We start from the raw sequence: 23902 nt of genomic DNA, 5'->3' as shown, positions 1-23902 counted from the left end.
GAAAAAAATGAAGCATGTTGTATTGTCGGCCGTAGCGGCTGCCTTATGGATGGGTGTGCCAGGCACCGGTTTTGCGGCTGACCCTGATCCACAGTTGGAGAAAGGGAAAGCCCTGTTCATATCGGATGCCGCCCCGGCCTGTGCCGTGTGCCACACCCTGAAAGACGCGGGAGCGGCCGGAACCATTGGCCCCGACCTTGATGAACTGAAAGCCGATGCGCCACGCATTAAAAAGGTCTTGCAGGAAGGAATGGGCGTAATGCCGTCCTTTGCCGATTCCCTGGACGAAGCATCCATGGATGCCATCGTGGCCTATGTCGTGCATGCGACAGGCGGTGGGAAGTAGATAAGTCAGGTTCACGCTCAAAAAAAATGCCCGCATTCTTTTGCGGGCATTTTTCATTGGACTACGCCATCGAAGGGCGCTCGAGAGATGACATAAACCCCTAGCACCTGCAGTCAAGCATGTGTTTGCCGCAAGCCTCTTGAGTCATGGGAAAATCATGACACCCCAGCGTTTTTCACAAATTGAACTGGTGTGGTTTTCCATATGGAGCCAATTTCGGCGTCTGACAGACAGCTTGAGCTTTTCTTCTACATCGTTGATATCCGATCAATTAATATTCATCGTTTTTTACCTCGGTAATATGGCAACCGGCTTGAATTCCGCTGACATATTCCTTGCATTGCATCTTGGCTCTTCGTAAAGATTATCAAAAGCGTTTTCCTCGAAACACTCGTCTCCAACAAACATGCCATGACTGCAACTCTGATCACCCACAAAAGTAATCAATGAAATTGATATATCCGCATCAGGATCTTGCTGCAAAGGCCAAAGTATCTTTTGCAGAACAGAGAACGCATCTTTGATCTGATCTCGATCCTTCAGAAGTACCCCAAATGGCAGCTCATTATATTGCCAAAACTTTGAAATTCGATTGCTGTGTGTTGCGCGCTCAGATCGGGGAAACCCGCATTCCCTTGCTCAATTACGTGCAAGCTGGCATATTCACCGATAGGAGGACAAATTTCGACACAGAGGGTATGGAGTATCTCCTTACCGATCTGGCGCTCTCTGATCGATCGTTCGCGCTACAAATATTGGGGGATTCAATGGCCCCGGACTTTGTAGAAGAAGATCAGGTCATTATTGATTGTGAACTTGTGCCGCAGCCAGCCGATTTTGTGGTCGCGCGCAATGACGGAGAGGAAGCGACCTTTAAGCAATACAAGATTCTATCTATCGGCGAGAAGGAAGTATTTGAACTGGTTCCGTTGAACGATAACTACCCTTCAATGCGAAGCGACCAGCAGCAAATCCAGGTTATCGGCGTGATGGTTGAGCAGAGGAGATACCGATGTAAGTGGTTCTGGTTGGCTGGGCATTTTTTGCCCTTTTATTAGAATAAAGGTAACAAACAATGAATTATGAAATTAAGTGTGTGATTATAGCAACTGCAATTGGATTGGTGGGTTGCGCCGCGCCTACCAAGCAAATATCAACATTGTTGGCTACATCACCAGTAGAAGGTACCTACATAGGTGCATCCAATCGCAAGGTGAACCTATCTTCGTTCGAGAACAGTGGCACTTATCAGTATGGTTTGATTTTCGTCGGAGACGGAATTATCCAGAAATACAAGTCGTCCGAGCCAAAGCAAATAAAGCAGAACCAGTTGGTGACATTCAAGCAGACGGGTAGCGCGTACCATGGAGATGCCCCGAGTCAGTGCAATATCGATGCAATCGTTCGTGATGGGAAATTACAGGTGTCGCCCTCCGGTTTGTGCTCAACAGATGAAAAAAATATGAAGGGTGATTATGCCTATTCTAAAGCCGCTAGCATCATACCCGAGCAATATAGGGGGAAATGGGACGTAACTTCAAAATGCGATGTGCCGGCAATGATCGAGCAATCGTGGCTTACAAGCGATACAGACTACGGAGCAGCCGAAGTCATAGCGACCAACAAAACCGCTCCTGGGGGATTAGAAATAATCGGTATAGAAGAGTACGAAGACACCGTAAGCAGGTCCAATTTCATCCTAGCTCTAAATGGAAACCGTCTGAAGCTGAGAGGGGAGCATCATACTGTTAAATTCAACAAGCTCTTAATGCGATGCCAATGATGAAAATTACCCGTTGCGTTTTCTTGCTTCTGTCTACTTTGTTATTTGAAGCAGCTCTTGCCCAATCAATTGATTTGGGTCCCATAGAACCGTTGCTAAAAGACCCGTATAGCGCGAAGTTCAGTAGCGTGAGTCAGCACAGAGACGGGACTATATGCGGATTGGTTAATGCCAAGAACAGTTACGGCGCCTATGTCGGAATCAAGCCATTCGCAATCCCTTCAGATGGCATGGCGTACATAGTTGATGACAAGAATGGAGAACGATTTGACTTTGATTGTCTTGGCGGAAAACAGAGATATACCGTAAAACAGTTATCCCGGGGGGTTGAGCAAGACAAAAAATGCCCTGATGCTGGAGAAATGGCATTCAGCTGTCGAGTATCAGACGGCAAGGAGCTTCTGCTGTGCAAAGTGCCTGGCGGCGTCTTCTACAGCTTTGGCCCCCGGGCCCGGCCAGAATTGACGCTGAGCAGATTAAAACGCGACGTAACGTACACCACCGAAATTATGGGCGGTAAATCGTCTCAGCGAACTGTAGTTATGAACGGAGACTACAAGTACGAAGTGTTTGGAGGTGATACCCAGGGCGTTAACGTTTCCAGAAAAGGTAATTCTTTGGAGTATTTTGCTTGCAACCCCAGTTCAGTCTTCGATCGAATGGAAATTCTAAATCCTTCAGCGAGCAAATAAACCACTTCAGAGATTACGCCATGAACAAAACTATTAAATTCGTACTTTTGCCTGTGGTGATCGGGCTGGCTAGCTGCGCAACACAACCGCCAGTAGCTCAAAAGCCTATCGCACCCTCGGGCTAGGCACGGACGTTGAAATTAGACTGTTGTCATGCACAGCCAGAATCACTACACATACTCATATTCATTTATATTTACTTACATATGTTATATTTGGGCGCAGCAAAAGCCAACACTTGGGCGCAATTTAAGAAAAATACCAGAGCGGGGACAGATGAAGAAAGCAATTAAATGCGCCGCAGTCAATGCTGGGATCTGGCCGGCCGGAAATGCAGCGCGACCGAAACGGTTAAAAGAGTGAACTAAGGGTTTTACAAATGGGGGCGCCGACCCTATCAAGCTCTTGCAAAATCTGAAACTAATTGCGGGCACAATCAATGGATCTATCGACTCAGTGTAAATACATATCATCACAGATTTTTCCGCAAACAAAAGATCCACAAATAAAGGACAACGCATATGGCACGGGGACAGAAAAATAAGTATGGCTGGAGATTCGGTGTGTTCGCACTTTTTATTATCTTCGTCATTGGCTCTTGCAGTAATGGGAAGAAGGAAGCAAAGTCCGATAGTCAGAATCGCGCTACCGTTTCACGCTCGGCCGTTGAACCTTCACGTCCAACCGAAACTCAACCTACGGCGCTATACAGTAACCCTGCCCGCTTATCAGAGGCCACTACTAGTAATGCAGCCGCTACGCCTACAAAAAACAAGAGCCCTGTTACTAAAAGCAATAGTTCAGCGAAAGCAAGCAAGCCCGGAAGCAAACAAACTACTCGTCCAAGTCAGAAACGTTCTTATGCCGCTGGCCCCTGCCCATGCTCACGAGCACTTAATTGCGTCGGGCCACGTGGGGGTAGATATTGCATAACCAGCGGCGGCAACAAACGATATAGGTAATTACTGGAATCTCACAATGGATGATTTGAGCCAGCGATCTACAACAGCAATTAGCGTGAAGCAATCCGTATCAAACAAGGCACACGTATGCCAGTATGATGCTATCGGCTGGTGAGCACCCGATGTGGGTAGCCGATCAGATGGGGCACTCAGATTGGACGATGATTGCGAAGGTGTACGGCAAATGGATGCCAGATGCCAATTTGACCGCTGGCAGCAAGGCTGTGGCCCTTTTCCATGTGTGACGGAATAGTGACAAAACACACCATAAACAGCTATATTCCAGCGCAATCGAGCACAAATCCAAAATTATAACTTATTGATTTTATTGGATATGTGTAAAATCACTGGCGGGTTGGGGGGGATTCGAACCCCCGATACGTTACCGTATACACGCTTTCCAAGCGTGCGCCTTCAGCCACTCGGCCACCGACCCTGTCATCAAGAACTTACTGCGACCATTGCGTTAATTCAACAACCCGTTCTCAATTTAGCCTGCTATTTTAGCATCCTTTCGACATAACGCGCAATCATATCGATTTCCAGATTCACTTTCGTCCCTGCTTGCAGGTGTTTGAGCGTAGTTACTTGCAAGGTGTGCGGGATGATATTGATACTGATCTCGCAACCGTCTGCATTATCCTTGACCGAGTTGACCGTCAGGCTCACGCCATTGACTGTGACCGAGCCTTTGTAAGCCAGGTATTTTGCCAGTGCTGTCGGCACCTGAATGCATAACTCGTGCGACTCGCCCACTTGTTCAAAGCGCGTGACCTGCCCCATGCCATCTACGTGCCCGGAGACCAGGTGCCCGTCCAGGGAATCGCCCAGTTTGAGCGAGCGTTCCAGGTTCACTTCGCCGGCCTTGTCCAGCCCCGCGGTTTTATCCAGGCTCTCTCGCGAGACATCAATCTGGAAAGCGCCCTCATCCAATGACACGACGGTCATGCAGGCGCCTTGCACGGCGATCGAATCGCCCAGGCCAATCCCGGAAAGATCGAAATTGTTTGCCTCGATAGTGACATGCACGCCATCATCGGCGCTGTTGCCGGCCGGTTTGACCTGGCTGATGCGGCCAACGCCGCTGATAATTCCTGTGAACATTCGTTACTCCATATCGGGCTGAGTCCCGCCCGATTGCAATTGTAATTGATTCCAGCGTGTCGGCATTCTGGCCCGCAGGCGCATGTCCTTGCCGCAGGCAGCGGTGTCGAAGAACTCAAAGCGATAGGCGTCGGCCAACACGTTAAATGGGGTATGCGCAACGGCCGAGCGGGCATCGCCCAGAATGGTCGGAGCCAGGTAGACCAGCAGTTCATCCACGCACCCGGCCTGCAGCAGCGCGCCATTCAGACCAGGCCCGGCCTCAACATGCACTTCGTTTATATCCTGTTGCCCCAGCCAGGCCATGACGGCTTTCAAGTCCACATGCCTGTTTTTTTCGTTTACCGTAATCACGCGCACGTTGCGCGCGGCCAGGCGTTCGGCCTTGGCAACGTTATACTCGGTCACGAAAATCCACACCGGGTTGCCGTCAAATAACCTCGCGTCTTCGTCAATGGCAAACTGGCTGTCAATGACGGCCCGAATGGGTTGGCGAGACGTGTGTACATCGCGCACGGTAAGCTGCGGATCGTCGTCGCGCACGGTCCCAGAGCCGGTCAGGATGACGCAGGCACGGGCGCGCCAGTGGTGTCCATCGGCACGCGCCTGGCCACCGGTGATCCATTGCGAGCGACCATTGTTCAGGGCGACCTTGCCATCGAGCGTACTGGCAATTTTCATGCGGACCCAGGGGCGTTGAGTGCTCATGCGCGATACGAAACCGGGGTTGATTTCCAGCGCCTGCTCAAGTCCCAGGCCAATTTCAACTGTGATTCCAGCGTCCTGCAGCTTGCCAATGCCCGCTCCGCTGACCAGCGGATTCGGGTCCCTGGCGGCAATCACAACCCGCGCAGGTTTTACCGCAAGCAGCGCATCCACACACGGTGGCGTGCGGCCATAGTGGCTGCAGGGCTCAAGCGTAACGTAAAAGGTTGATCCCGCCAGCGCATGCCCCTTGGCCTGTGCATCGCGGATGGCGCATACCTCGGCGTGCGGCCCGCCTGGTGGCTGGGTGGCGCCCTCGCCCAGGATCTGGCCCTGGTTGACGATCACGCAGCCCACACGCGGATTCGGGCTGGTGCTGAACATGACGCTGCGCGCCAGGGCCAGTGCCCGATCCATATAGTCCTGATCATTCATAAACCAATGTTCCGATGATAAAGAGTCAGCGTGCCCGCCGACACATGCCGGCGCGCGCTGCGCCACACCACAACAAACCCTCAGGCATTATCGACAGCATCCGGGCGGCCGCCATTATGTGGCTTGACCGGCTTTTGCATTTCCTTGATGGCATTGACGAACTCTTCGATATCCTGGAAGCTTTTGTAGACCGAGGCAAACCGTACGTAGGCAACCTGATCCAGTTGCTTGAGCTCGCTCATGACCAGCTCGCCGATGTGATCGGTCGAGACTTCTTTTTCGGGATAATTGAGCAGTGATTCCTGAATGCGAGCAACTGCCCGCTCCAGCAATTCGGTACTGACTGGGCGTTTGCGCAATGCCAGCCGCAAGCTGGCTTGCAGCTTGGCCGGATCAAACTCGGCCCGGGTGCCATTGCGTTTGACCACGGCAGGCATGGCCAACTCGATACGTTCGTATGTGGTAAAGCGCCGGTCACAGGACAGACACCGGCGACGACGACGAATGGTGTCGCCTTCTTCGGATACCCGCGAGTCCATAACCTGTGTATCGTGGTGTGAACAAAACGGGCATTTCATTTTGCTAAAGTCCTGTGCCGGGCAATAAGGTTATTGCGTTGAGATAACGCGCGGTTTATTTGTAAACCGGGAAGCGCGCTGTAAGTTCATTCACTTTAGCACGAACAGCAGCGATGTTTGCCTCATCGTCTGGGTTATCCAGCACATCGGCAATCAGGTTCGCAGTCAGTTCAGCCTCGGCCTCGGTAAAACCACGTGTGGTCATGGCCGGGGTGCCCAGGCGGATGCCGCTGGTCACGAACGGTTTTTCCGGATCGTTCGGAATCGCGTTCTTGTTGACGGTGATATGCGCATCACCCAGGCGAGCTTCGGCAACCTTGCCGGTAATGCCCTTGGCGCGCAAGTCCACCAACATGACGTGGCTTTCGGTCTTGCCTGAAACAATGCGCAAGCCGCGTTTGACCAGTGTATCGGCCAGCACTTTGGCATTGGCCACGACCTGCTTGGCATAGTCAGTAAATTCCGGGCTGAGCGCTTCTTTGAAGGCAACTGCTTTACCGGCGATGACATGCATGAGCGGGCCGCCCTGGATGCCAGGGAAGATGGCGGAGTTGATGATTTTTTCGTGCTCTGCCTTCATCATGATCACGCCGCCGCGCGGGCCACGCAAGGATTTGTGCGTGGTTGATGTGACAAAATCGGCATGAGGAACCGGGTTCGGATACTGACCACCTGCAACCAGGCCTGCATAGTGAGCGATATCGACCATCAGGTAGGCGCCATTGTCATGGGCAATTTTGGCCATGCGCTCAAAATCGATTGTCAGGGAGTACGCAGAAGCACCGGCCACGATCATTTTGGGCTTGTGTTCTTTGGCCAGTTGCTCAACCTGTTCGTAGTTGAGCACTTCATTTTCGTCCAGCCCATAAGGGATGAAGTTGTACAGCTTGCCCGATGCGTTGACCGATGCGCCATGCGTCAGGTGACCGCCCTCTGCCAGGCTCATGCCCAGCACGGTGTCGCCGGGCTTGAGCACCGCCATGTACACGCCCTGATTGGCCTGTGAGCCGGAGTTCGGCTGCACGTTGGCCGCTTCGGCGCCAAACAGTTCTTTCAGGCGTTTGATAGCCAGCTCTTCAGCGATATCGACAAATTCGCAGCCACCGTAGTAGCGCTTGCCAGGATAACCTTCTGCGTACTTGTTGGTCAGCTGCGTGCCCTGCGCCTGCATGACTGCCGGGCTGGTGTAGTTTTCAGAAGCAATCAGTTCGATGTGCTGCTCCTGACGGGTATTTTCTTGTTGGATGGCACTCCAGAGTTCAGGATCTACCTTGTCAAGAGTTAGCGAGCGGTCAAACATAACGTGTCCTATATAAAGCGGGTAATTGGATAAAATTCAAAAGGAAACTTTGGGATTCAGCGAATACAGCCCCATGATCGTGGCCTGGTCCAGCACATGGGGCGCGATGGCCTCGGCCACGTCGGCGCAGGTAAAGCTGCCGGTCAATGGCAAGGTATCGATATCCAGCGCATAGACCGTAAAATAATAGCGATGTACCAGCGCATCATTAAAAGGCGGGCATGGACCGTCATAGCCAAAGTAATCGCCCTTCATATCGTGATCGCCGGCAAACCAGTTGGTAAAGTCGTTAATACCCTGGCGCATGTCCTTGGCTGCCAGCGGGCCGCTTTTTCCCTTGGGCGTCACGCCGTTGGAAAACTCACCTTCGGCGATCTCGGTGATATCCGCCGGAATATCAACCAGCGCCCAATGATAGAAATCAACGCGGGGCAGGCTGGCCGGCACTTCACGGTCGTCCTGATTGACGTCATCGGGCTTGCTTGGCACGTCTTTATCTACGCACAGGACAACGAATGAACGCGTACCTTCGGGCGCATCGGCCCAGGCCAAATGTGGGTTTTTGTTGTCCGACAGGATCATGTGCGCCTGCGTATCCGGCTTGGCAAAGGCGTTGGCCGGCCCGATTGCTTTTTCGTGTTCAAATGACTGGCTGCTGATTTTCATGACATCCCCTTCAATACAATAAAAACAGATCAAAATGCGCTTGTGGCGCGGATGAACGCCAGGCAAAACGAACCGTGTTGCCTGTTGTTCCTTTACCGCCTGAAAAACCGCAACCTGCCGCACTCACGGGGTGGGCAGATATGGCTTCGCGTCAGGCGCTTACGGTGACCCGGGCAAACTTGCGTTTACCGACCTGGACCACATAGGTGCCAGCCTCCAGCTGCAGATTCTTGTCTTCCACTCGCTGGGAATCGACCCGCACCCCACCCTGCTGCACATTGCGCCCGGCCTCGGTGCCGGAACTAGCCAGACCGGCCTCTTTGAGGATCCGCAGAATACCCAGCGGACCCGGCCCGAGGTTGATTTCGGGCATTTCTTCCGGAATGACACCATCGCGAAAGCGCGCCTCGAAATTGGCCAGCGCGTTGTCAGCGTCTGTTGCGCTGTGAAAGCGCGTAATGATTTCCTGCGCCAGTTCGACCTTCACATCGCGTGGATTTCTGCCCTCTTTGACCTGTTGCGCAAGTGTAGCAATGTCCTGCAGCGACTTGAATGAAAGTAATTCATAATAACGCCACATTAATGTATCGGAGATGGACATGAGCTTGCCGAACATGGAGTCAGGCGTTTCCGTAATACCAATGTAATTGTGCTTGGACTTGGACATTTTTTCGACACCGTCCAGACCTTCGAGCAAGGGCATCGTCAGAATGCATTGAGCCGGCTGGCCATATTCCTTTTGCAATTCACGGCCCACCAGCAGATTGAACTTCTGGTCTGTTCCGCCCAATTCCAGGTCTGCCTTGAGCGCGACCGAATCATAGCCCTGCATAAGCGGGTACAGAAATTCATGAACAGAAATGGGAATGCCGCCCTTGAAGCGCTTGGTGAAGTCATCGCGTTCCATCATTCGGGCAACCGTGTAGCGGGAAGCCAGTTGGATCAAGCCGCGCGCGCCCAGTGGATCGCACCACTCGGAGTTGTAGCGCACTTCAGTACGTGACGGGTCCAGCACCTTGCTGGCCTGCTCATAATAGGTTTTGGCATTAACTTCGATCTGCTCGCGCGTGAGCGGTGGACGGGTCGCATTGCGCCCGCTGGGGTCGCCGATCATGGAGGTGAAGTCGCCGATCAGAAAAATAACGTTGTGCCCCATATCTTGAAGCTGGCGCATTTTATTGAGCACCACGGTATGCCCCAAGTGAATATCGGGAGCGGTGGGATCCAGGCCCAGCTTGATACGCAGCGGCGTACCAGTGTTACGGCTGTTTTGCAGCTTGACGGCAAATTCAGACTGAACCAGCAGCTCGTCGCAGCCGCGCAGCACGGTTTGCAGGTCGTTTTCCACTTCCGGACTAAGGGGTATTTCGGGTGTTGACATAAATTTTCTGATTCCTGGGCGCGGGCAGATGGGTAAAGGAAGGACATTGGCAACAGAACCAAGCCGATAAACGCCCTTTTGCGCATATTTCAATGTTAAATTATACCCTTTTCGGCCAGGCAGATGCTCATGACCCAAGCGCAGGAACCCCGCTATTTGATCGGCTTGATGTCCGGCACCAGCACCGATGGCGCCGACGGTGTGCTGGCTGCCTTCTCCGGCACCGACCGGCCGCAAATCGTAGCGTTTGCTTCGCGTCCCATGCCTACCGCACTCAGAGCCCAATTGCTGGATTTAAATCGTGCCGGCAACAACGAGCTGGAGCGCGCCGGCCTTGCCAGTTGCCAGTTGGCCGACTTGTATGCCCAGGTGGTGGCCGATTTGCTGGCGCAGGCGAACCTGCCCGCCAGCCGGATCGCAGCCATCGGCGCTCACGGGCAAACCGTCAGGCATCGCCCCGAACTGGGCTTCACTATTCAGCTCAATGCCCCCGCCCGCCTGGCAGAAAATACCGGCATTGCGGTCGTGGCCGATTTTCGCAGCCGCGATGTGGCCGCTGGGGGTCAGGGCGCTCCCTTGGTGCCTGCCTTTCACGAGGCAATTTTTGCCAGCGAGCAGACAGTGACGGTACTGAACCTGGGCGGCATTGCCAATATCAGCATCCTGCGTCCGGGCCAGGACGTGACCGGCTTTGATACCGGACCGGCCAATGTGTTGCTGGATATGTGGTGTCTGGCCCATACTGGCGAATCTTACGACAAGGACGGCGCATGGTCGGCCGGCGGCACCGTGCACCAACCTCTTCTTGACACGCTTATTGAAAGCGAACCCTGGCTGGCATTACCACCACCCAAATCCACAGGACGGGATCTTTTCAATCACACCTGGCTGCAAACGCGGCTTGCGGGGTTTGAGGCCATTGCGCCGCAGGACGTGCAGGCGACATTGCGGGCCTTTACGGCGCAAACCGTGGCCCTGGCCATCCGCCGCTATGCTGCCGATAGCCAGACACTGATTGTGTGTGGGGGCGGAACCGGTAACCGCGCCCTGCTCGAAGATCTGCAGTCCCGCCTGCCTGGCGTGCAATTGAGCACCAGCGATGCGCATGGCATTGCCTCGCAGTCTATGGAAGCGCTGGCGTTTGCCTGGCTGGCCCATGCCTTTCTGTCTGGGCACCCCGCCGGCACGCCGTCGGTGACCGGAGCACGCAGAAAAACCATACTGGGCTGCCTGTACCCGGCGTAGCGGTCGATCCGCAAAGGTCGATCAAAAGGCCTGATTACAAGCCCAATAGACAAGCCCAATAAAAAATCCGGCATCCCAAATAAGGGAGCCGGATTTGTCTGACTGGTGCCGTGCGAGCAAATGCCTTTGGAAAGGTAAAATGGATACAGATTTAAAGGCATACCGTAAAGAAAAGCCTTTAAGCACTGCCATTAAGGGGATACTTGCCACCCCCTTGTCCAAACACCACGCAATCGTGCGTTCGCGCTTAAACCGAGAACGAAGAGCCGCAGCCGCAGGTTGTGGTCGCGTTCGGGTTACGGATCACAAATTGTGAGCCCTCGATATCTTCCTTGTAATCGATCTCTGCACCAACCAGATACTGAAAGCTCATTGGATCAACCAGCAGTTGCACACCGTTTTTGTCGATCGTCGTATCGTCTTCATTTATCACTTCATCAAACGTGAAGCCATACTGGAAGCCGGAACAGCCGCCGCCCTGCACGAACACGCGCAGTTTGAGCTCGGGGTTGCCTTCTTCGATAAGCAGGTCTTTAACCTTTGTGGCCGCCGCTTCGGTAAAAAGCAACGGGGTTGGAGGGGCTTGCAGATCGACAGATTCGAGAACAGTACTCATTTTTAGACTCCTGGTGGGATACAGCCACCGTTAGCAGAAATTCATTTTACCATATGGCGCAATCAGGGAGACAGTTCGGCGGTGCGAGATGCACGCACCGTCTTGCCCTCGAGCACACGCATGGTGATTTTTTTGGGCACAAAGCCCTCTGGGAACATCAATAGACCCTGGATTCGCTGAATGGTTTCAAAATCCAGTTTTAATATTGGGGCCGGGGCTTGTTTTTTCAAGTCGGTCACGGCTGGAATGCTGTCCGAACCCGTACTGGCGTGCTCGACTGTGTCCGGAATCAGATCTACAGTGGCAGCCTCACCATTTAAGGTGCCGGTTGCCGTAAATTTGAGCTCACCTTTAAAGACCGTGCCTGCCTGGGCCTGCCGGGACACCAGCACCTTGAAACGGACCCGCCGCCCTTCCACGACCGCATCAAAACCGCGCACACTGATGGCACCCTGAGGGCCGGCCGGCACTAGTTCATCATAAAAGGACAACTGCTCGGAGGTGCGCGACAGATCATCCTGCAATTTTTTGACCTGGCTTTCGTATTCGGCAATCGTCGCCCGATCCATGGTCATCTGCGTCTCGGAGATATCCAGGCGACTTTGCAGCTCCGTCAACTTGATTTTCTCCTGCATCAGCGCATGAGACAGCTGTTCGGCCAGCTCGGTCTTCTGACTGAACATTTCGCGCTGCATCATATTATGCGTGTAATAATACGCAGCGCTGCCCCCCATAGTGACGCCAACCAGAAACAGAAAACCGCGCGCGAACATGGACATATCTGTCAGATCAGGGAAGAATAGCCACGCCGCCCAGACCCGCCTGCTCAGGCAACCCAAAAAGCAAATTCATGTTCTGTACAGCCTGACCGGCAGCGCCCTTGACCAGATTGTCCTGAACCACAATGATAATGAGCTGATTGCCATTATCCGGGCGGCTCACGGCAATTCGCAAGGTATTTGAAGCCCGCACCGACCTGGTTTCGGGCTGGCTGCCTGCCGGCATCACGTCAACAAACTGCTCGTTGGCGTAGCGACTTTCGTACAGGGCCTGGAAATCGGTATCCAGCGCGTCATCCTTGATTGTGACGTAAATGGTCGATAGCATGCCGCGAATCATGGGCACCAGGTGGGGAACGAAGGTAAGTTTGACCGCTTCGCCTGCCAGCGCAGTGAGCTGCTCGGTAATTTCCGGATGATGCCTGTGTCCGGCAACCCCGTATGCCTTGAAATTGTCGCCCGCTTCGGAAAACAGCGTGCTCACTTCGGCCTTGCGTCCGGCGCCCGAAACACCAGATTTGCAATCGGCAATAATATTGCTGGTATGCACCAGTTTTTTCTCAAGCAACGGCGCCAGACCCAGGATAACCGTGGTGGGATAGCAACCCGGGTTACCAATGACCTGCGCGCCGGCGATATTTTCCCGGTTCAATTCAACCAGCCCGTAAGCACTTTCGCGCAAGATATCGGGGCAGCTGTGCGGCATTTTGTACCACTTTTCAAATACGGCCGTATCCTGCAGACGAAAATCCGCAGCCAGATCAATGACCTTGACGCCGGCATCAATGAGTTCGCGCGCCTGCGCCATGGCCACACCGTGGGGCGTTGCGAAAAAAACTACGTCACATTCGGTCAGCGCAGCGTTTTCAGGCGTTGAAAAAGCCAGGTCTACATGACCGCGCAGATTGGGGAACATGGTGGAAACCGGCATGCCTTCCTCTTTGCGTGAGGTGATGGCGTGCAACCGAACATTCGGGTGAGCGGACAGCAGACGCAACAGCTCTACCCCGGTGTAACCTGTACCACCAACAATACCGACTTTGACAGTTGAAGAGGAAGAAGCCATTGTGTTTGCATCCATTGAATAATTAAGCGCAGAAAACCATTATAAAGAATTCAAAAGAAAAAGGCCGCAAAAGCGGCCTTTTCGACATGTCGCGAAACAAATTAGCGTTTGCTGAACTGCTTCCGACGACGCGCCTTGTGGAAACCCACTTTCTTACGTTCAACTTCACGGGCGTCACGTGTTACCAAGCCGGCTTTTGACAGCGCGGGCTTAAGTGTGGCGTCGTAGTCGATGAGCGCACGGGTAATACCGTGACGCACAGCGCCAGCCTGACCGCTTTCGCCGCCACCGTGTACATTGATGTGAAAATCAAAAGATTCAACCATCTCTGTGAGTACCAGGGGCTGGCGAACAACCATGCGACCTGTTTCACGAGCAAAATATTGGTCAACAGGTTTACCGTTGACAACAATATTACCTGTACCTTTTTTCAGAAACACACGGGCAACTGACGTTTTACGACGGCCCGTTCCATAATTCCAATTACCGATCATGATTTATCCTTAAAATTCCAGCGTTTTAGGCTGCTGGGCAGTATGAGGATGCTCGGCACCCGCGTACACCTTGAGCTTCTTGATCATGGCGTAACCCAGGGGACCTTTTGGCAGCATGCCCTTAACGGCTTTTTCAATCGCACGACCGGGGAAACGCTCTTGCATTTTCCGGAAGTTTGTTTCGTAGATGCCGCCAGGATAGCCAGAGTGACGGAAGTATTTTTTGTCTTCCGATTTGGCGCCTGTTACAACGATATCAGCTGCGTTAATAATGACGATGTAATCGCCTGTGTCAACGTGAGGGGTAAATTCCGGTTTATGTTTACCGCGCAAACGGCGTGCAACTTCGCTGGCTACACGACCAAGGACTTTGCCTTTTGCATCAATAACATACCAGTCACGTTTGACTTCATGGGGCTTGGCCACAAAGGTCTTCATGATGTATTCCTAAAATTTGAGTTTGAAGCGGATCACTACCGGGGGCACACGGGCTCAAAATCCGAAAAACGGATAAAGATGGCGCCGGCGATCGCAATCCGACGGTTTTATCTGATTCGCCTGAACGTTATATACAAGGGGAACAAACAGCAGCACACCAAAAGATGCAATGACTGTAAATTACCCTGCGACAGTGCAAAGACACAGATAAGCCCGTGATATTAACACGCAAAAAACTTTTTTTCAAATAAAACAATGAAATAGAGGCGATCATGGCCCGCCAAGACGTTTTTTTTCGGGATTTGTCTCCTGGCAGCGACAGTCGCCCGGGCACGCCGGTTGTGCACTGGTTTGTTTCACACCGAACCGGCTCAATCACAAAAAACGCTGGTTATGTCAGGCCAGCTTCTGAAATAGTCCCTTAAACAGCCTCCAGGAAGCCGCACCCCAGATTGCCCGTAACCGGGCGTTCTTAATATAGGTGTTGGTAAGACAAGTGTTCGTAATCGGGCGTTATTAGTAGGGCCATGATAGTAGGACCATAAATAATGAAGCCATGCTCTCGGTATAGCGAGAACATGGCTCGATTTGCTGCCTACCCCTATAAACCGCAGGGCGAAGACATCAACTTACTTGCGTGCCTGCGATATGGCATGCGCCACGTAGCGAGTATATGAGCCTTCCACAACATTGAACCAAGGGATCAAGTCGTCGCGATAGGCCATATAGTCGGTCAAGATAGTCTTGAAGGTCTCGTCCTTGTCCGAATATTTCTTGTAAATTTCAGCAGTAGCCGTGAAAGAAGCGTCCATCATCTCTTTCGGGAATTCCTTGAGCACGGCGCCATTGGCGATCAGGCGACGCAATGCGCCCGGATTCATGGAGTCGTACATGGCCATCATTTCAGTATGGGCCCGAATCACGGTAGACTCCAGGATTGCCTGATAATGCTTGGGAAGTTTCTCAAAGGCGTCTTTGTTGAAATAGGCCGAGACCTGCGCGCCGCCCTCCCAGAATCCTGGGTAGTAGTAATATTTGGCCACTTTGTTAAAGCCGAGTTTTTCATCGTCCAGCGGACCGACAAATTCAACCGCGTCCAACGTGCCCTTTTCCAGCGACGGATAGATATCGCCGCCGGCAATCTGCTGGGGAACGACGCCCAGTTTGGCCAGCACTTCGCCCGCCAGACCGGCAGTACGCATTTTCAGGCCCTTGAGGTCTTCCAGAGACTTGATTTCCTTGCGGAACCAGCCGCCCATTTGCGTGCCGGTATTGCCCAAGGGGAAGTTGACGATATTGACCTTGCCAAATAGATCTCGCATTAGCTTTTTGCCGTTGCCCTCGAGCATCCAGGCGTTCAGCTGACGCGCATTCAGACCAAAGGGAACGGCCGTATCAAAACAAAACGACGGATTCTTGCCTAAATAGTAGTAGCCACAAGTGTGTCCGGCCTGGACTGTGCCATTGGACACGGCATCCAATACCTGTAAGGCCGGCACAATTTCACCCGCTGGAAACAGGTCAATCTGCAAATTGCCGTTTGAGGCTTCTTTGACGTATTTGGTAAAACGGTCTGCGGAACCGAACAATGCGACCAGGCTGCGGGGAAAGCTGGACGCCATGCGCCATTTGACCGCAGGATTTTCCTGGGCAATGACCGGGGCGGCAATGACGCCCGTGCCGGCCACAGCACCCAGGCCTGCTTTTTTGAGGAAGGAACGACGTTGCATAATGGCTACTCCGAAGTATTTCGTTGTTCTTGGAAAAAATTTAACCCGCTAAATATACACGCACTATGTCCATTTACATAGCGCGTTACAGCGGATTAAGTACTTTCCCTGTGGTCGGATTACTGCCCGGCAATCGCCATTGAATCAATCAGGATCGAACCTGTGGTTTTCGAACCCCGTGTGATCACATCGCTACCGACACCGACAATGTTCAGGAATATATCCCTGAGATTGCCGGCAATCGTAAATTCGGTGATCGCATGCTGGATTTCGCCATTTTCCACCCAGTAGCCGAAAGCGCCCCGGGAATAGTCACCAGTGACATAGTTCACCCCCTGGCCAATCAGCTCGGTGACCAGGATGCCAGTACCCATTTTTTTGAGCATGGCCGGCAGATCATCTGTGCGACGGGTCAGCGAAGAGCTCAGCAGCAGGTTGTGCGACCCACCGGCGTTACCGGTGGTGCGCATGCCCAGTTTACGTGCCGTATAGGTTGACAGCAGGTAGCCATTGAGTATGCCATCGGTCAGCAACTGGCGCGCGCGCGTCTGAACGCCTTCGTCATCGAAGGCAGAACTGCCCAGCGCACCTTTGATGAAGGGATTTTCACTGATCTGCAGATGGTCGGCCATCACCTGCTTGCCCAGCGAATCGAGCAGAAACGTGGATTTACGATACAGCGCCCCGCCGCTGATGGCCTGCGTCAGTGCCCCCAGCAGGCCCAGTGCGAGCGGCGCCTCGAACAGGACCGGATATTTGCCGGTGCCGATACGGCGCGCCGACAGCCGTGACAGGGCCCGTTGCGCGGCGTACGTCCCGACATCGGTACCTTTGGCCAGCCTCTCGGGGTAGCGATCAGAGGTATACCAATAGTCGCGGTGCATATTGTTGCCTTTACCGGCAATGGCCGTCACCGACATGCCGTGGCGAGAGTATGGATACCCCCCCATGAAGCCGCGCGAGTTGGCCAGCACGAACCGCCCCTGATAGGTGTCGACTCCTGCGCCTTCCGAATTGGTAATCTGCTTGCTATAGTCCAGCGCAGCGGCTTCGGCCTCGATAGCCAGCTCGGCCGCCTCTTCAGATGAAATATTCCAGGGGCGGTGCAACTCCAGATCGGGCTGCTCGACAGCCAGATCTGCTTCGTCGGGCAGGCCGGCGGCTTCGTCGTTTGCCGTGTACTTGGCGATATTCCAGGCAGCCTGGACCGTTTCGCGGATCGCGGCGGCCGACAGGTCAGAGGTCGACGCCGACCCACGCGCGTTGCCGGCGTAGACGGTCACGCCCAGCGAGCGGTCCTGTGTTTTTTCAACGGTTTCAATATTGCCCTTGCGCACCGAGACAGACAAACCGCCTGATTCGGACACTTCGGCAGCGGCATCGCTGGCGCCCTGTTTCTTGGCATGAGACAGCGCCAGTTGAACAAGTTCTTCAAAGTCGGGTTGGGTATGGGGCATGGAGGTTTTCGGTTTCAATCGGGAATTCATTATGACGGCTTCACGTTAGGCGGTTATCATACTGACATATTAACCATTTTATTGACAGCGATGTATGCAGAATGCAGATCAGAGCGATGACGGACCGCTTTATGACCGTCCCAGCAAATCCCAGGTAAAGCGCGAATTGCTTGCCATACTGGAACTGGGCAAGCAAGTGGTAGAGTTGCCAATGGAAAAAGTCAAGCAATTGGATCTGGACGAAAAAACGCTTGAAGCCGTTCGCATGGCGCAAAAAACCACCGGGCGTGAAGGCCGGCGCAGGCAGATTCATTATGTTGGCAAGTTGCTGCGCACCGCCGATACTGCAGCCATTGCAAAAAAAATGGACGAATGGGAACACGGCTCGCGTGAACAGACCGCAAACATGCACCGCATGGAAACGCTGCGCGATCGTTTAATTGACGAAGACGAGGCCCTGACTCGCCTGCTCAATGACTATCCTCAAGCCGATGCGCAAGCCCTGCGCACCCTGATTCGCGGCGCACGCCGCGAACGCGAGCAGAATGCAGCGCTGCCAGCCGGGCACGAACAGCAGCGCAAACACTATCGGGCCCTTTTTCAGGCCATCAAGCTGTTGCTGACCAAGGAATGAATCAAATGGAAGAATTACTGGACTGCGTGCAAATTGAACACGGCAGCGACAAGACAGCTGCGCCCACTCATTCTGTTATCTGGATGCATGGGCTGGGCGCCGATGCCAATGATTTTGTGCCGGTCATCCCTGAACTGCGCCTGCCCGCCGACAAACGCATCCGTTTTGTGTTTCCGAACGCGCCGGTGCGCCCCGTCACCATCAACAACCAGATGCCGATGCGTGCCTGGTATGACATCATCGCGCTGAGCAATGTCAGTCGTGATGTCGACGAATCCGGCCTGCGCACGTCACAGGCCGCCATTGAAGCGTTGATCAGACGGGAAAACGAACGCGGCGTGCCAACTGAAAACATTATTCTTGCCGGTTTTTCCCAAGGCTGCGCGATGGCCTATCAAACCGGCCTGCGCTCGGAAAAGAAACTGGCCGGCCTGATCTGTCTGTCGGGCTATCTGCCCATGGCGGACAAAACCGTTGCTGAACATAACACTGCACATCTGGACATGCCGATTTTCATCGCGCATGGCACCTATGATCCGGTCGTCGATATCAGTTTCGCCCAGCAAACACGCGAGTGGCTGCTGGCAAACAATTACAGCAATACCGAATGGCGTACATACCCCATGGCGCACTCGGTCAATCTGGATGAGATCAACGATATCTCGGCCTTTCTGCAAAAAATCACGCAATAATATTTTTTACCTCGGGCTGCCGCGTATTTTCCTGCAGGAAAAAAAATTGCCGTCAATAAATATCATTGACGGCAATTGACAATACAAATTGGCAATATATATAGCGGCACATCCATTGCCCAACTCCGCTGTCATTTCAATTGTCATGACCGACGTCGCCAATGGCTACCGCCGGCAATAGTTGCCCGTCCCGTTCAGGGCCCGGCGAGCCTGCGGCCTGTGTCTGCCACCGATATCAACATACCAACTTGCCCCCAGGCTGGAGTCAGGCTTGTTCCGCCATGGTCAGCGGCAACCAGACCCGGCGCATCGACGGATCTTCCGCATCTTCTTCGTTGATAAAGCCCAGAGACGTCATCAGATGCAACATGGGTCGATTGCTCGAGAGCACCACACCCTCAAGATAGCTCAGTTGCTGCTGACGGGCAGCCAAGATAAGCGCTTGCATCAGGCTGCTTCCAAGACCGCGTTTTTGCCATTGGTCGCTAATGACCAGGGCATATTCCGCACCTACACCATCGGCATTACGCAGGTAATGCGCCAGGCCGATAATGATCTCTTGCGGTAAACCGCGGTTGGCGGGATTCGGTATTTGCGTAGTAGCCACCAGGGCGAGTTCGCGATGATAGTCCACATACGTGTAGCGAGTGAGCATCTTGGGGGTGAGTTCACGCATCATGGACACAAAACGCATATAGCGTGATCTTTCAGAAAGCCCGCGGATGAACTCCTGCAATGCATCAGCATCTTCGGGACGAATAGGTCGCAACACCCAGGGCGAGCCGTCTGCAAAAACACGATCCTGAACCAAGTGCGTTGGATAAGGATATATCGCCATATGACTGAAGCCGGTTTTCTGCGGGATCTGCGCAGGCAGCGACTTGGCCAGCCGGATGCGGATTTCGCGAACATGCAGGTCCCGATAGCCAAGGATGATCGGATCCAACTGCATTGACTCAATGGCGGGCAGCTCGCTAACCATTTCGCTGATGGTCTCCAGCAGCCCCTGCAACTTGCGCAGGATTTGCGGTTCGACATAAGACTGCAGTTCCTGGCGCCAGACCCGGCTGCGCTCGATCAGCTTGCCGGCCAAATTCAGGTTCAGCGGCGGCAGGTCCACCCCCCGATCCGAGGCCGAAAAGCGAACCAGATGCCCGCCCTCCCCGAACCAGATCCACGGCCCGAAAATCGGATCGCGACTGACACGGATCATGACAGACGGAACGTCATCCAGCGTACTGAAGCGCTCATCATCTTCGTCACGGTCCCAGCGTACGTCCGCATGAAAACAGTTGACCAGCCCAATGCATTGCTCACGGGTAAGCTCGCTCGCAGCAGCACTACTGGCCGTCTCCAGAATCGCGCGCGCCTGCTCAAGTTCAGCCGGCCGCTGCCCGGAATGCACATAACGGGTTTGCTGCAACAGTTGCTGATTATAGTGGTAAGAAGTAAGCGACAAAACGGCACTGAGCGCCGTTTCGGGCGTGCGAAAGGCAGGCATGCCCGCCTGATCAAGCAACCGGCGCAGAGGGCGCATTTTGGCTTCGCCCAGCAGGCAGGTCACGATCGGCTTCTTCGCGCCAGGTGCAAATGCCGCCAGCGCCTTGACCACTTGCTGCATATCGCAGAATTCGTCTGGCGCCAGAATGACCATGACGGCATCGACCTGGCTATCAGCGATCAGGCACTGCAAGCCATCGATCAGGGCTTCGGGCGTCAGGGGCACATACGGAATGACCGGATTATCAACCAGCGTACTGACGCCAAAGATTTCACTCAGGCACTTGACCGTACTCTGCGTGAGCGGGGCCATCGACATGGAACTGTCGGCAGGAATGGCATCCTGCACCAATTGCGCCGAAGCGCGACCATTGGCAAGCATGGCAATTTTGCCGCCGCGCGGTCTTCTGGCATACGACATGGCCTTGATTGCTGCAAACAGCTCAACGAAATAATTCACGCGAATCGCGCCTGCGCGCCTGAGCGCGGCATCGAGCACCACATCGCTGCCGGACAGTTCCGGATCTGCTCGACCGGCACGCAATACAATCACTGGCTTCACACTGGATGCGGCGCGCAAAGCGCTGATCAGTTCCCTGCCCGAGGTGAGTTTGTCCAGGTACAACGCGATACTGTCGGTGCGCGCATCGGTAGCCAGATACTCGACCAGCTCAGGCAGATCGACATCGGTCACTTCTCCCAGCGATACGGCAGCAGACAATCCCAGGTCGACGTCTTCAGCCCAGTCGATAATCGAACGCAACAGCATTCGCGATTGCGATATCACGGCAATCCGGCCTGCACGTGGCTGCATTTGCGCCAGACTCAGGTTCAGATTCAGATGCGGGCGATAAATACCAAAGGCGCGCGGCCCCAGCAGCATGACCCCATGGTCCCTGCACCAATCCTGGACCAGATCGCGGGTATTTTGCGGTGCCTGGTCAACCACCTGGCCGGGCAACAACAGAACGGCGCGCGGCGGCGCCACCGCCATTTGCTGCAAAACGGCTGCCAACAGTCCGGACCGGACACATATCACAGCAAGATCTCGGCCGGGCGTCATTGTCCAATGCCGCAGTTGCTGCTGTGCCAACGTCAAGTCTTCAGGCAGCGACAGCAGATCGGTGGCTGCCTTCAGGTAGGCGGGAACCTGCGTGAAAATGGCAAGCTCGGTGTCGGCGATGACACATAGCGAGCGTGGTTCAAAAAATGCCGCGAGTCGGTGACGCAACATACATCCTCTTGGGGTTGAATGATTTGAACGGGCCAGATCTTTTTATATAAACAGCTGATTCGTTTGCTCTGGTCATTCATAACATTTTAAACTGACTCTCTTCTGATTTATCCAATTGCCGAGCAATCACAATGAATACGTCCCAATCTGCCCCGACAGCAGTTCGCACCCGGTTCGCCCCCTCTCCTACCGGCTATCTTCACCTGGGAGGTGCACGCACCGCCCTGTTTTCCTGGGCCTTTGCCCGCCATCACAACGGCACATTCGTGCTGCGTGTCGAAGATACCGACGTGCAGCGCTCTACACCGGAAGCGGTACAGGCCATTCTGGACGGCATGAAATGGCTGTCACTGGATGCAGACGAAGGCCCCTTCTATCAGATGCAGCGAATCGATCGCTATAAGCAGGTGCTGGCGTCCATGCTGCAAGCAGGTACGGCCTACTACTGCTACAGCAGCCCGGAAGAAGTGGAGCAGATGCGCGAAACAGCCAAGGCGCAGGGGCGCAAGCCAAAATATGATGGCACCTGGCGACCTGAGCCTGGCAAAACGCTGCCGCCGGTGCCGGAAGGACGCAAGCCGGTTGTCAGGTTCCGCAATCCACAAGAAGGCGCGGTGACCTGGAACGATATGCTCAAAGGCCCCATTTCAATCGATAATGCCGAGCTTGACGATCTGATTATTGCCCGCCCGGATGGCACGCCTACCTACAACTTCTGTGTGGTGGTAGACGATCACGATATGCAAATCACTCATGTGATCCGCGGAGACGACCATGTCAATAACACCCCCCGCCAGATCAATATTCTGAAAGCGCTGGGCGCAACGGTACCGGAGTATGGGCATCTGCCGATGATTCTGGGGCCCGATGGCCAGAAACTGTCCAAGCGCCACGGCGCGGTCAGTGTCATGGACTATGATACGCAGGGCTATCTTCCCGAGGCCATGATCAACTATCTGGCCCGACTGGGATGGAGCCATGGCGACCAGGAACTGTTCACTCGCGATCAGTTCGTGCAGTGGTTCGACACGCGTAATCTGTCCAAGTCTGCCGCGCAATGGGACCCCAAAAAACTCAATTGGGTAAACGCGCACTACATCAGAGAACTGAACGACGACGCATTGGTCGCCCATGTTGCGCCGCGCATTGCCGCACGCGGCGGCAACACTGCAGGCCTGGATCTGGTCGCCATTTTGAATTTGTTCCGTGATCGGGCAGAAACACTTGAACAACTGGCCGATAACGCAATGCTCTTTTGCGCCCCATATCAGCCGGCAGATCCACAGCTTGCCGCTACCGTGTTGACCGAAGAGGCACGCGCAACGCTGAAGAAATTCGCAGCCGCAGCTGCCGCGATAGATTCATGGGATGTGCCTGCACTGGCCGCACTGGTCAAACAGTTTCTGGCCGACAACAGCTTGAAAATGCCGCAACTTGGTATCCCATTGCGAGTTGCCGTCACAGGCCAAAAACAGACGCCCGCCATCGATGCCGTGCTGTCCATTCTGGGTCGCGATATCGTTCTGCAACGGCTCGATAAAGTTTAACGTTCGCTGCAAACCTGGCTGATTGATGTGATGCCGAAAGAAAAAAACGCTGCCTCATTCGCAGCGTTTTTTTCTTTTGAACGCGCATCTTGTTGCGAAAATGTTGGTTTTTAACAAAACCTCTCACAACACATAAGCAGATGCTTTTGCTGTTTTAGCCAAGTCCTTCTGTGGCAAGCGTTCAGACATTCGCATGAACCTGTCCGAAGTCGGATAATCGATTAGACCTGAATACCGTAAACGCACCGCCTGTTCACACGCAATGCGTTTTGAAAATTTACACGCATGCCGCAAAGCGTTGCAAACACTGGCTTTGCGAAATCCGGCATGGGTTTTCAACAAACCGGATGAAGACGATGCGCCACCTGATACGAGCCGATCATGCACTTGCTATTGCGATTAAAGAACACAGTTGAAATCGAGATCTGCAATTTGAAAAATCACCGCGCATGCTCAAGATGAAAATTTCAGATGAATACAAAACACCCGATCAACCGTCCTGAGAGCTCAATAAATTG

Annotated in this window: 22 protein-coding genes, 1 tRNA gene and 1 pseudogene; 9 read left to right on the top strand and 15 right to left on the bottom strand. The window is 53.8% G+C overall.

Annotated features, from left to right (window positions below):
* The first annotated feature begins 7 nt into the window (after positions 1-7).
* The 5 genes and pseudogenes from sorU to EV681_RS22900 all read left to right on the top strand — a co-directional run.
* The gene (gene sorU / locus EV681_RS06055; protein ID WP_128395184.1) at positions 8-346 is read left to right on the top strand and encodes a SorU family sulfite dehydrogenase c-type cytochrome subunit; all 339 of its coding nucleotides are present in this window, start codon (positions 8-10) and stop codon (positions 344-346) included.
* Between the two features lie 554 nt (positions 347-900).
* Positions 901-1404: a LexA family protein gene (locus EV681_RS06050; RefSeq protein ID WP_130303511.1), complete on the top strand. Its 504-nt coding sequence runs from the start codon at positions 901-903 to the stop codon at positions 1402-1404.
* Between the two features lie 17 nt (positions 1405-1421).
* Positions 1422-2129 carry a hypothetical protein gene (locus EV681_RS06045; RefSeq protein ID WP_130303510.1) on the top strand — a complete coding sequence of 236 codons (708 nt, stop codon included), beginning with the start codon at positions 1422-1424 and terminating at the stop codon, positions 2127-2129.
* Positions 2126-2821, top strand: coding sequence for a hypothetical protein (locus EV681_RS06040; RefSeq protein ID WP_130303509.1), 696 nt, complete (start codon positions 2126-2128; stop codon positions 2819-2821). The genes EV681_RS06045 and EV681_RS06040 overlap by 4 nt, the downstream gene beginning before the upstream one ends.
* A gap of 1027 nt (positions 2822-3848) precedes the next feature.
* A pseudogene (locus tag EV681_RS22900) lies at positions 3849-4028 on the top strand (site-specific integrase); the annotation flags it as partial.
* A 103-nt stretch (positions 4029-4131) separates the two neighbouring features.
* Here EV681_RS22900 and EV681_RS06025 read toward each other — a convergent pair.
* The 7 genes from EV681_RS06025 to tyrS form a co-directional block, all read right to left on the bottom strand.
* A tRNA-Ser gene (locus EV681_RS06025) sits at positions 4132-4219 on the bottom strand.
* 62 nt (positions 4220-4281) lie between these two features.
* Positions 4282-4887, bottom strand: a complete 606-nt coding sequence (locus tag EV681_RS06020; protein ID WP_130303508.1) for a riboflavin synthase — start codon at positions 4885-4887, stop codon at positions 4282-4284.
* A 3-nt stretch (positions 4888-4890) separates the two neighbouring features.
* Positions 4891-6027 carry a bifunctional diaminohydroxyphosphoribosylaminopyrimidine deaminase/5-amino-6-(5-phosphoribosylamino)uracil reductase RibD gene (ribD, locus tag EV681_RS06015; protein ID WP_130303507.1) on the bottom strand — a complete coding sequence of 379 codons (1137 nt, stop codon included), beginning with the start codon at positions 6025-6027 and terminating at the stop codon, positions 4891-4893.
* A gap of 80 nt (positions 6028-6107) precedes the next feature.
* On the bottom strand, positions 6108-6605 hold the full coding sequence (nrdR, locus tag EV681_RS06010; protein WP_128395842.1) for a transcriptional regulator NrdR: 498 nt from the start codon (positions 6603-6605) through the stop codon (positions 6108-6110).
* Between the two features lie 55 nt (positions 6606-6660).
* Entirely contained in the window at positions 6661-7905 is a 1245-nt protein-coding gene (gene glyA, locus EV681_RS06005; RefSeq protein ID WP_130303506.1) for a serine hydroxymethyltransferase, read from the bottom strand.
* A gap of 36 nt (positions 7906-7941) precedes the next feature.
* Complete coding sequence (locus EV681_RS06000; RefSeq protein ID WP_128395840.1) at positions 7942-8571, bottom strand: YbhB/YbcL family Raf kinase inhibitor-like protein; 630 nt, start codon at positions 8569-8571, stop codon at positions 7942-7944.
* Positions 8572-8722: 151 nt separating this feature from the next.
* Positions 8723-9952: a tyrosine--tRNA ligase gene (tyrS, locus tag EV681_RS05995; protein ID WP_128395839.1), complete on the bottom strand. Its 1230-nt coding sequence runs from the start codon at positions 9950-9952 to the stop codon at positions 8723-8725.
* Between the two features lie 129 nt (positions 9953-10081).
* Between tyrS and EV681_RS05990 the strand changes: the two genes are divergently transcribed.
* Positions 10082-11197, top strand: coding sequence for an anhydro-N-acetylmuramic acid kinase (locus EV681_RS05990; protein WP_128395838.1), 1116 nt, complete (start codon positions 10082-10084; stop codon positions 11195-11197).
* A gap of 247 nt (positions 11198-11444) precedes the next feature.
* Here EV681_RS05990 and erpA read toward each other — a convergent pair whose 3' ends face one another.
* From erpA to pmbA, 7 genes are all read right to left on the bottom strand, one after another.
* Positions 11445-11813: an iron-sulfur cluster insertion protein ErpA gene (gene erpA, locus EV681_RS05985; RefSeq protein ID WP_014749818.1), complete on the bottom strand. Its 369-nt coding sequence runs from the start codon at positions 11811-11813 to the stop codon at positions 11445-11447.
* A 62-nt stretch (positions 11814-11875) separates the two neighbouring features.
* The gene (locus EV681_RS05980) at positions 11876-12586 is read right to left on the bottom strand and encodes a DUF6776 family protein (RefSeq protein ID WP_165392955.1); all 711 of its coding nucleotides are present in this window, start codon (positions 12584-12586) and stop codon (positions 11876-11878) included.
* Positions 12587-12602: 16 nt separating this feature from the next.
* Positions 12603-13658 carry an N-acetyl-gamma-glutamyl-phosphate reductase gene (gene argC / locus EV681_RS05975; protein WP_128395836.1) on the bottom strand — a complete coding sequence of 352 codons (1056 nt, stop codon included), beginning with the start codon at positions 13656-13658 and terminating at the stop codon, positions 12603-12605.
* Positions 13659-13759: 101 nt separating this feature from the next.
* Entirely contained in the window at positions 13760-14152 is a 393-nt protein-coding gene (gene rpsI / locus EV681_RS05970; RefSeq protein WP_128395835.1) for a 30S ribosomal protein S9, read from the bottom strand.
* Between the two features lie 9 nt (positions 14153-14161).
* Entirely contained in the window at positions 14162-14590 is a 429-nt protein-coding gene (rplM, locus tag EV681_RS05965) for a 50S ribosomal protein L13 (protein ID WP_014749815.1), read from the bottom strand.
* A gap of 629 nt (positions 14591-15219) precedes the next feature.
* Positions 15220-16320, bottom strand: a complete 1101-nt coding sequence (locus EV681_RS05960) for a TRAP transporter substrate-binding protein (RefSeq protein WP_128395834.1) — start codon at positions 16318-16320, stop codon at positions 15220-15222.
* A 119-nt stretch (positions 16321-16439) separates the two neighbouring features.
* Complete coding sequence (pmbA, locus tag EV681_RS05955) at positions 16440-17777, bottom strand: metalloprotease PmbA (protein ID WP_128395912.1); 1338 nt, start codon at positions 17775-17777, stop codon at positions 16440-16442.
* A gap of 94 nt (positions 17778-17871) precedes the next feature.
* On the opposite strand from pmbA, the gene yjgA reads away from it, so the two are divergent.
* Together yjgA and EV681_RS05945 are read left to right on the top strand one after the other, a co-directional pair.
* On the top strand, positions 17872-18411 hold the full coding sequence (gene yjgA, locus EV681_RS05950; RefSeq protein WP_128395833.1) for a ribosome biogenesis factor YjgA: 540 nt from the start codon (positions 17872-17874) through the stop codon (positions 18409-18411).
* Positions 18408-19103 carry an alpha/beta hydrolase gene (locus tag EV681_RS05945; RefSeq protein WP_165392954.1) on the top strand — a complete coding sequence of 232 codons (696 nt, stop codon included), beginning with the start codon at positions 18408-18410 and terminating at the stop codon, positions 19101-19103. The genes yjgA and EV681_RS05945 overlap by 4 nt, the downstream gene beginning before the upstream one ends.
* 265 nt (positions 19104-19368) lie before the next feature.
* On the opposite strand, the gene EV681_RS05940 is transcribed toward EV681_RS05945, so the two are convergent.
* Positions 19369-21837 (bottom strand): bifunctional acetate--CoA ligase family protein/GNAT family N-acetyltransferase, encoded by a 2469-nt coding sequence (locus EV681_RS05940; protein WP_130303505.1) that lies wholly within the window; start codon positions 21835-21837, stop codon positions 19369-19371.
* 131 nt (positions 21838-21968) lie between these two features.
* Here EV681_RS05940 and gltX point away from each other — a divergent pair, with 131 nt between their 5' ends.
* Positions 21969-23384, top strand: coding sequence for a glutamate--tRNA ligase (gene gltX, locus EV681_RS05935; RefSeq protein WP_128395830.1), 1416 nt, complete (start codon positions 21969-21971; stop codon positions 23382-23384).
* Positions 23385-23902 lie beyond the last annotated feature (518 nt).

This window comes from Advenella incenata (assembly GCF_004217095.1).
GTDB lineage: Bacteria > Pseudomonadota > Gammaproteobacteria > Burkholderiales > Burkholderiaceae_B > Advenella > Advenella incenata.
Note: the sequence above shows the minus strand (reverse complement) of the source record. Positions and strands in the feature narration are given on the sequence as shown.

What these genes read in the sequence shown, in the direction of transcription:
- rpsI (WP_128395835.1), bottom strand. Translation starts at nt 14,152, where the DNA reads ATGATCGGTAATTGGAATTATGGAACGGGCCGTCGTAAAACGTCAGTT.
- gltX (WP_128395830.1), top strand. Translation starts at nt 21,969, where the DNA reads ATGAATACGTCCCAATCTGCCCCGACAGCAGTTCGCACCCGGTTCGCC.
- ribD (WP_130303507.1), bottom strand. Translation starts at nt 6,027, where the DNA reads ATGAATGATCAGGACTATATGGATCGGGCACTGGCCCTGGCGCGCAGC.
- EV681_RS05990 (WP_128395838.1), top strand. Translation starts at nt 10,082, where the DNA reads ATGACCCAAGCGCAGGAACCCCGCTATTTGATCGGCTTGATGTCCGGC.
- sorU (WP_128395184.1), top strand. Translation starts at nt 8, where the DNA reads ATGAAGCATGTTGTATTGTCGGCCGTAGCGGCTGCCTTATGGATGGGT.
- erpA (WP_014749818.1), bottom strand. Translation starts at nt 11,813, where the DNA reads ATGAGTACTGTTCTCGAATCTGTCGATCTGCAAGCCCCTCCAACCCCG.
- EV681_RS05945 (WP_165392954.1), top strand. Translation starts at nt 18,408, where the DNA reads ATGAATCAAATGGAAGAATTACTGGACTGCGTGCAAATTGAACACGGC.
- rplM (WP_014749815.1), bottom strand. Translation starts at nt 14,590, where the DNA reads ATGAAGACCTTTGTGGCCAAGCCCCATGAAGTCAAACGTGACTGGTAT.
- argC (WP_128395836.1), bottom strand. Translation starts at nt 13,658, where the DNA reads ATGGCTTCTTCCTCTTCAACTGTCAAAGTCGGTATTGTTGGTGGTACA.
- EV681_RS05980 (WP_165392955.1), bottom strand. Translation starts at nt 12,586, where the DNA reads ATGTTCGCGCGCGGTTTTCTGTTTCTGGTTGGCGTCACTATGGGGGGC.
- EV681_RS06045 (WP_130303510.1), top strand. Translation starts at nt 1,422, where the DNA reads ATGAATTATGAAATTAAGTGTGTGATTATAGCAACTGCAATTGGATTG.
- yjgA (WP_128395833.1), top strand. Translation starts at nt 17,872, where the DNA reads ATGCAGAATGCAGATCAGAGCGATGACGGACCGCTTTATGACCGTCCC.
- EV681_RS06040 (WP_130303509.1), top strand. Translation starts at nt 2,126, where the DNA reads ATGATGAAAATTACCCGTTGCGTTTTCTTGCTTCTGTCTACTTTGTTA.
- glyA (WP_130303506.1), bottom strand. Translation starts at nt 7,905, where the DNA reads ATGTTTGACCGCTCGCTAACTCTTGACAAGGTAGATCCTGAACTCTGG.
- pmbA (WP_128395912.1), bottom strand. Translation starts at nt 17,777, where the DNA reads ATGCCCCATACCCAACCCGACTTTGAAGAACTTGTTCAACTGGCGCTG.
- EV681_RS05960 (WP_128395834.1), bottom strand. Translation starts at nt 16,320, where the DNA reads ATGCAACGTCGTTCCTTCCTCAAAAAAGCAGGCCTGGGTGCTGTGGCC.
- EV681_RS06050 (WP_130303511.1), top strand. Translation starts at nt 901, where the DNA reads ATGGCAGCTCATTATATTGCCAAAACTTTGAAATTCGATTGCTGTGTG.
- EV681_RS06020 (WP_130303508.1), bottom strand. Translation starts at nt 4,887, where the DNA reads ATGTTCACAGGAATTATCAGCGGCGTTGGCCGCATCAGCCAGGTCAAA.
- nrdR (WP_128395842.1), bottom strand. Translation starts at nt 6,605, where the DNA reads ATGAAATGCCCGTTTTGTTCACACCACGATACACAGGTTATGGACTCG.
- EV681_RS05940 (WP_130303505.1), bottom strand. Translation starts at nt 21,837, where the DNA reads ATGTTGCGTCACCGACTCGCGGCATTTTTTGAACCACGCTCGCTATGT.
- EV681_RS06000 (WP_128395840.1), bottom strand. Translation starts at nt 8,571, where the DNA reads ATGAAAATCAGCAGCCAGTCATTTGAACACGAAAAAGCAATCGGGCCG.
- tyrS (WP_128395839.1), bottom strand. Translation starts at nt 9,952, where the DNA reads ATGTCAACACCCGAAATACCCCTTAGTCCGGAAGTGGAAAACGACCTG.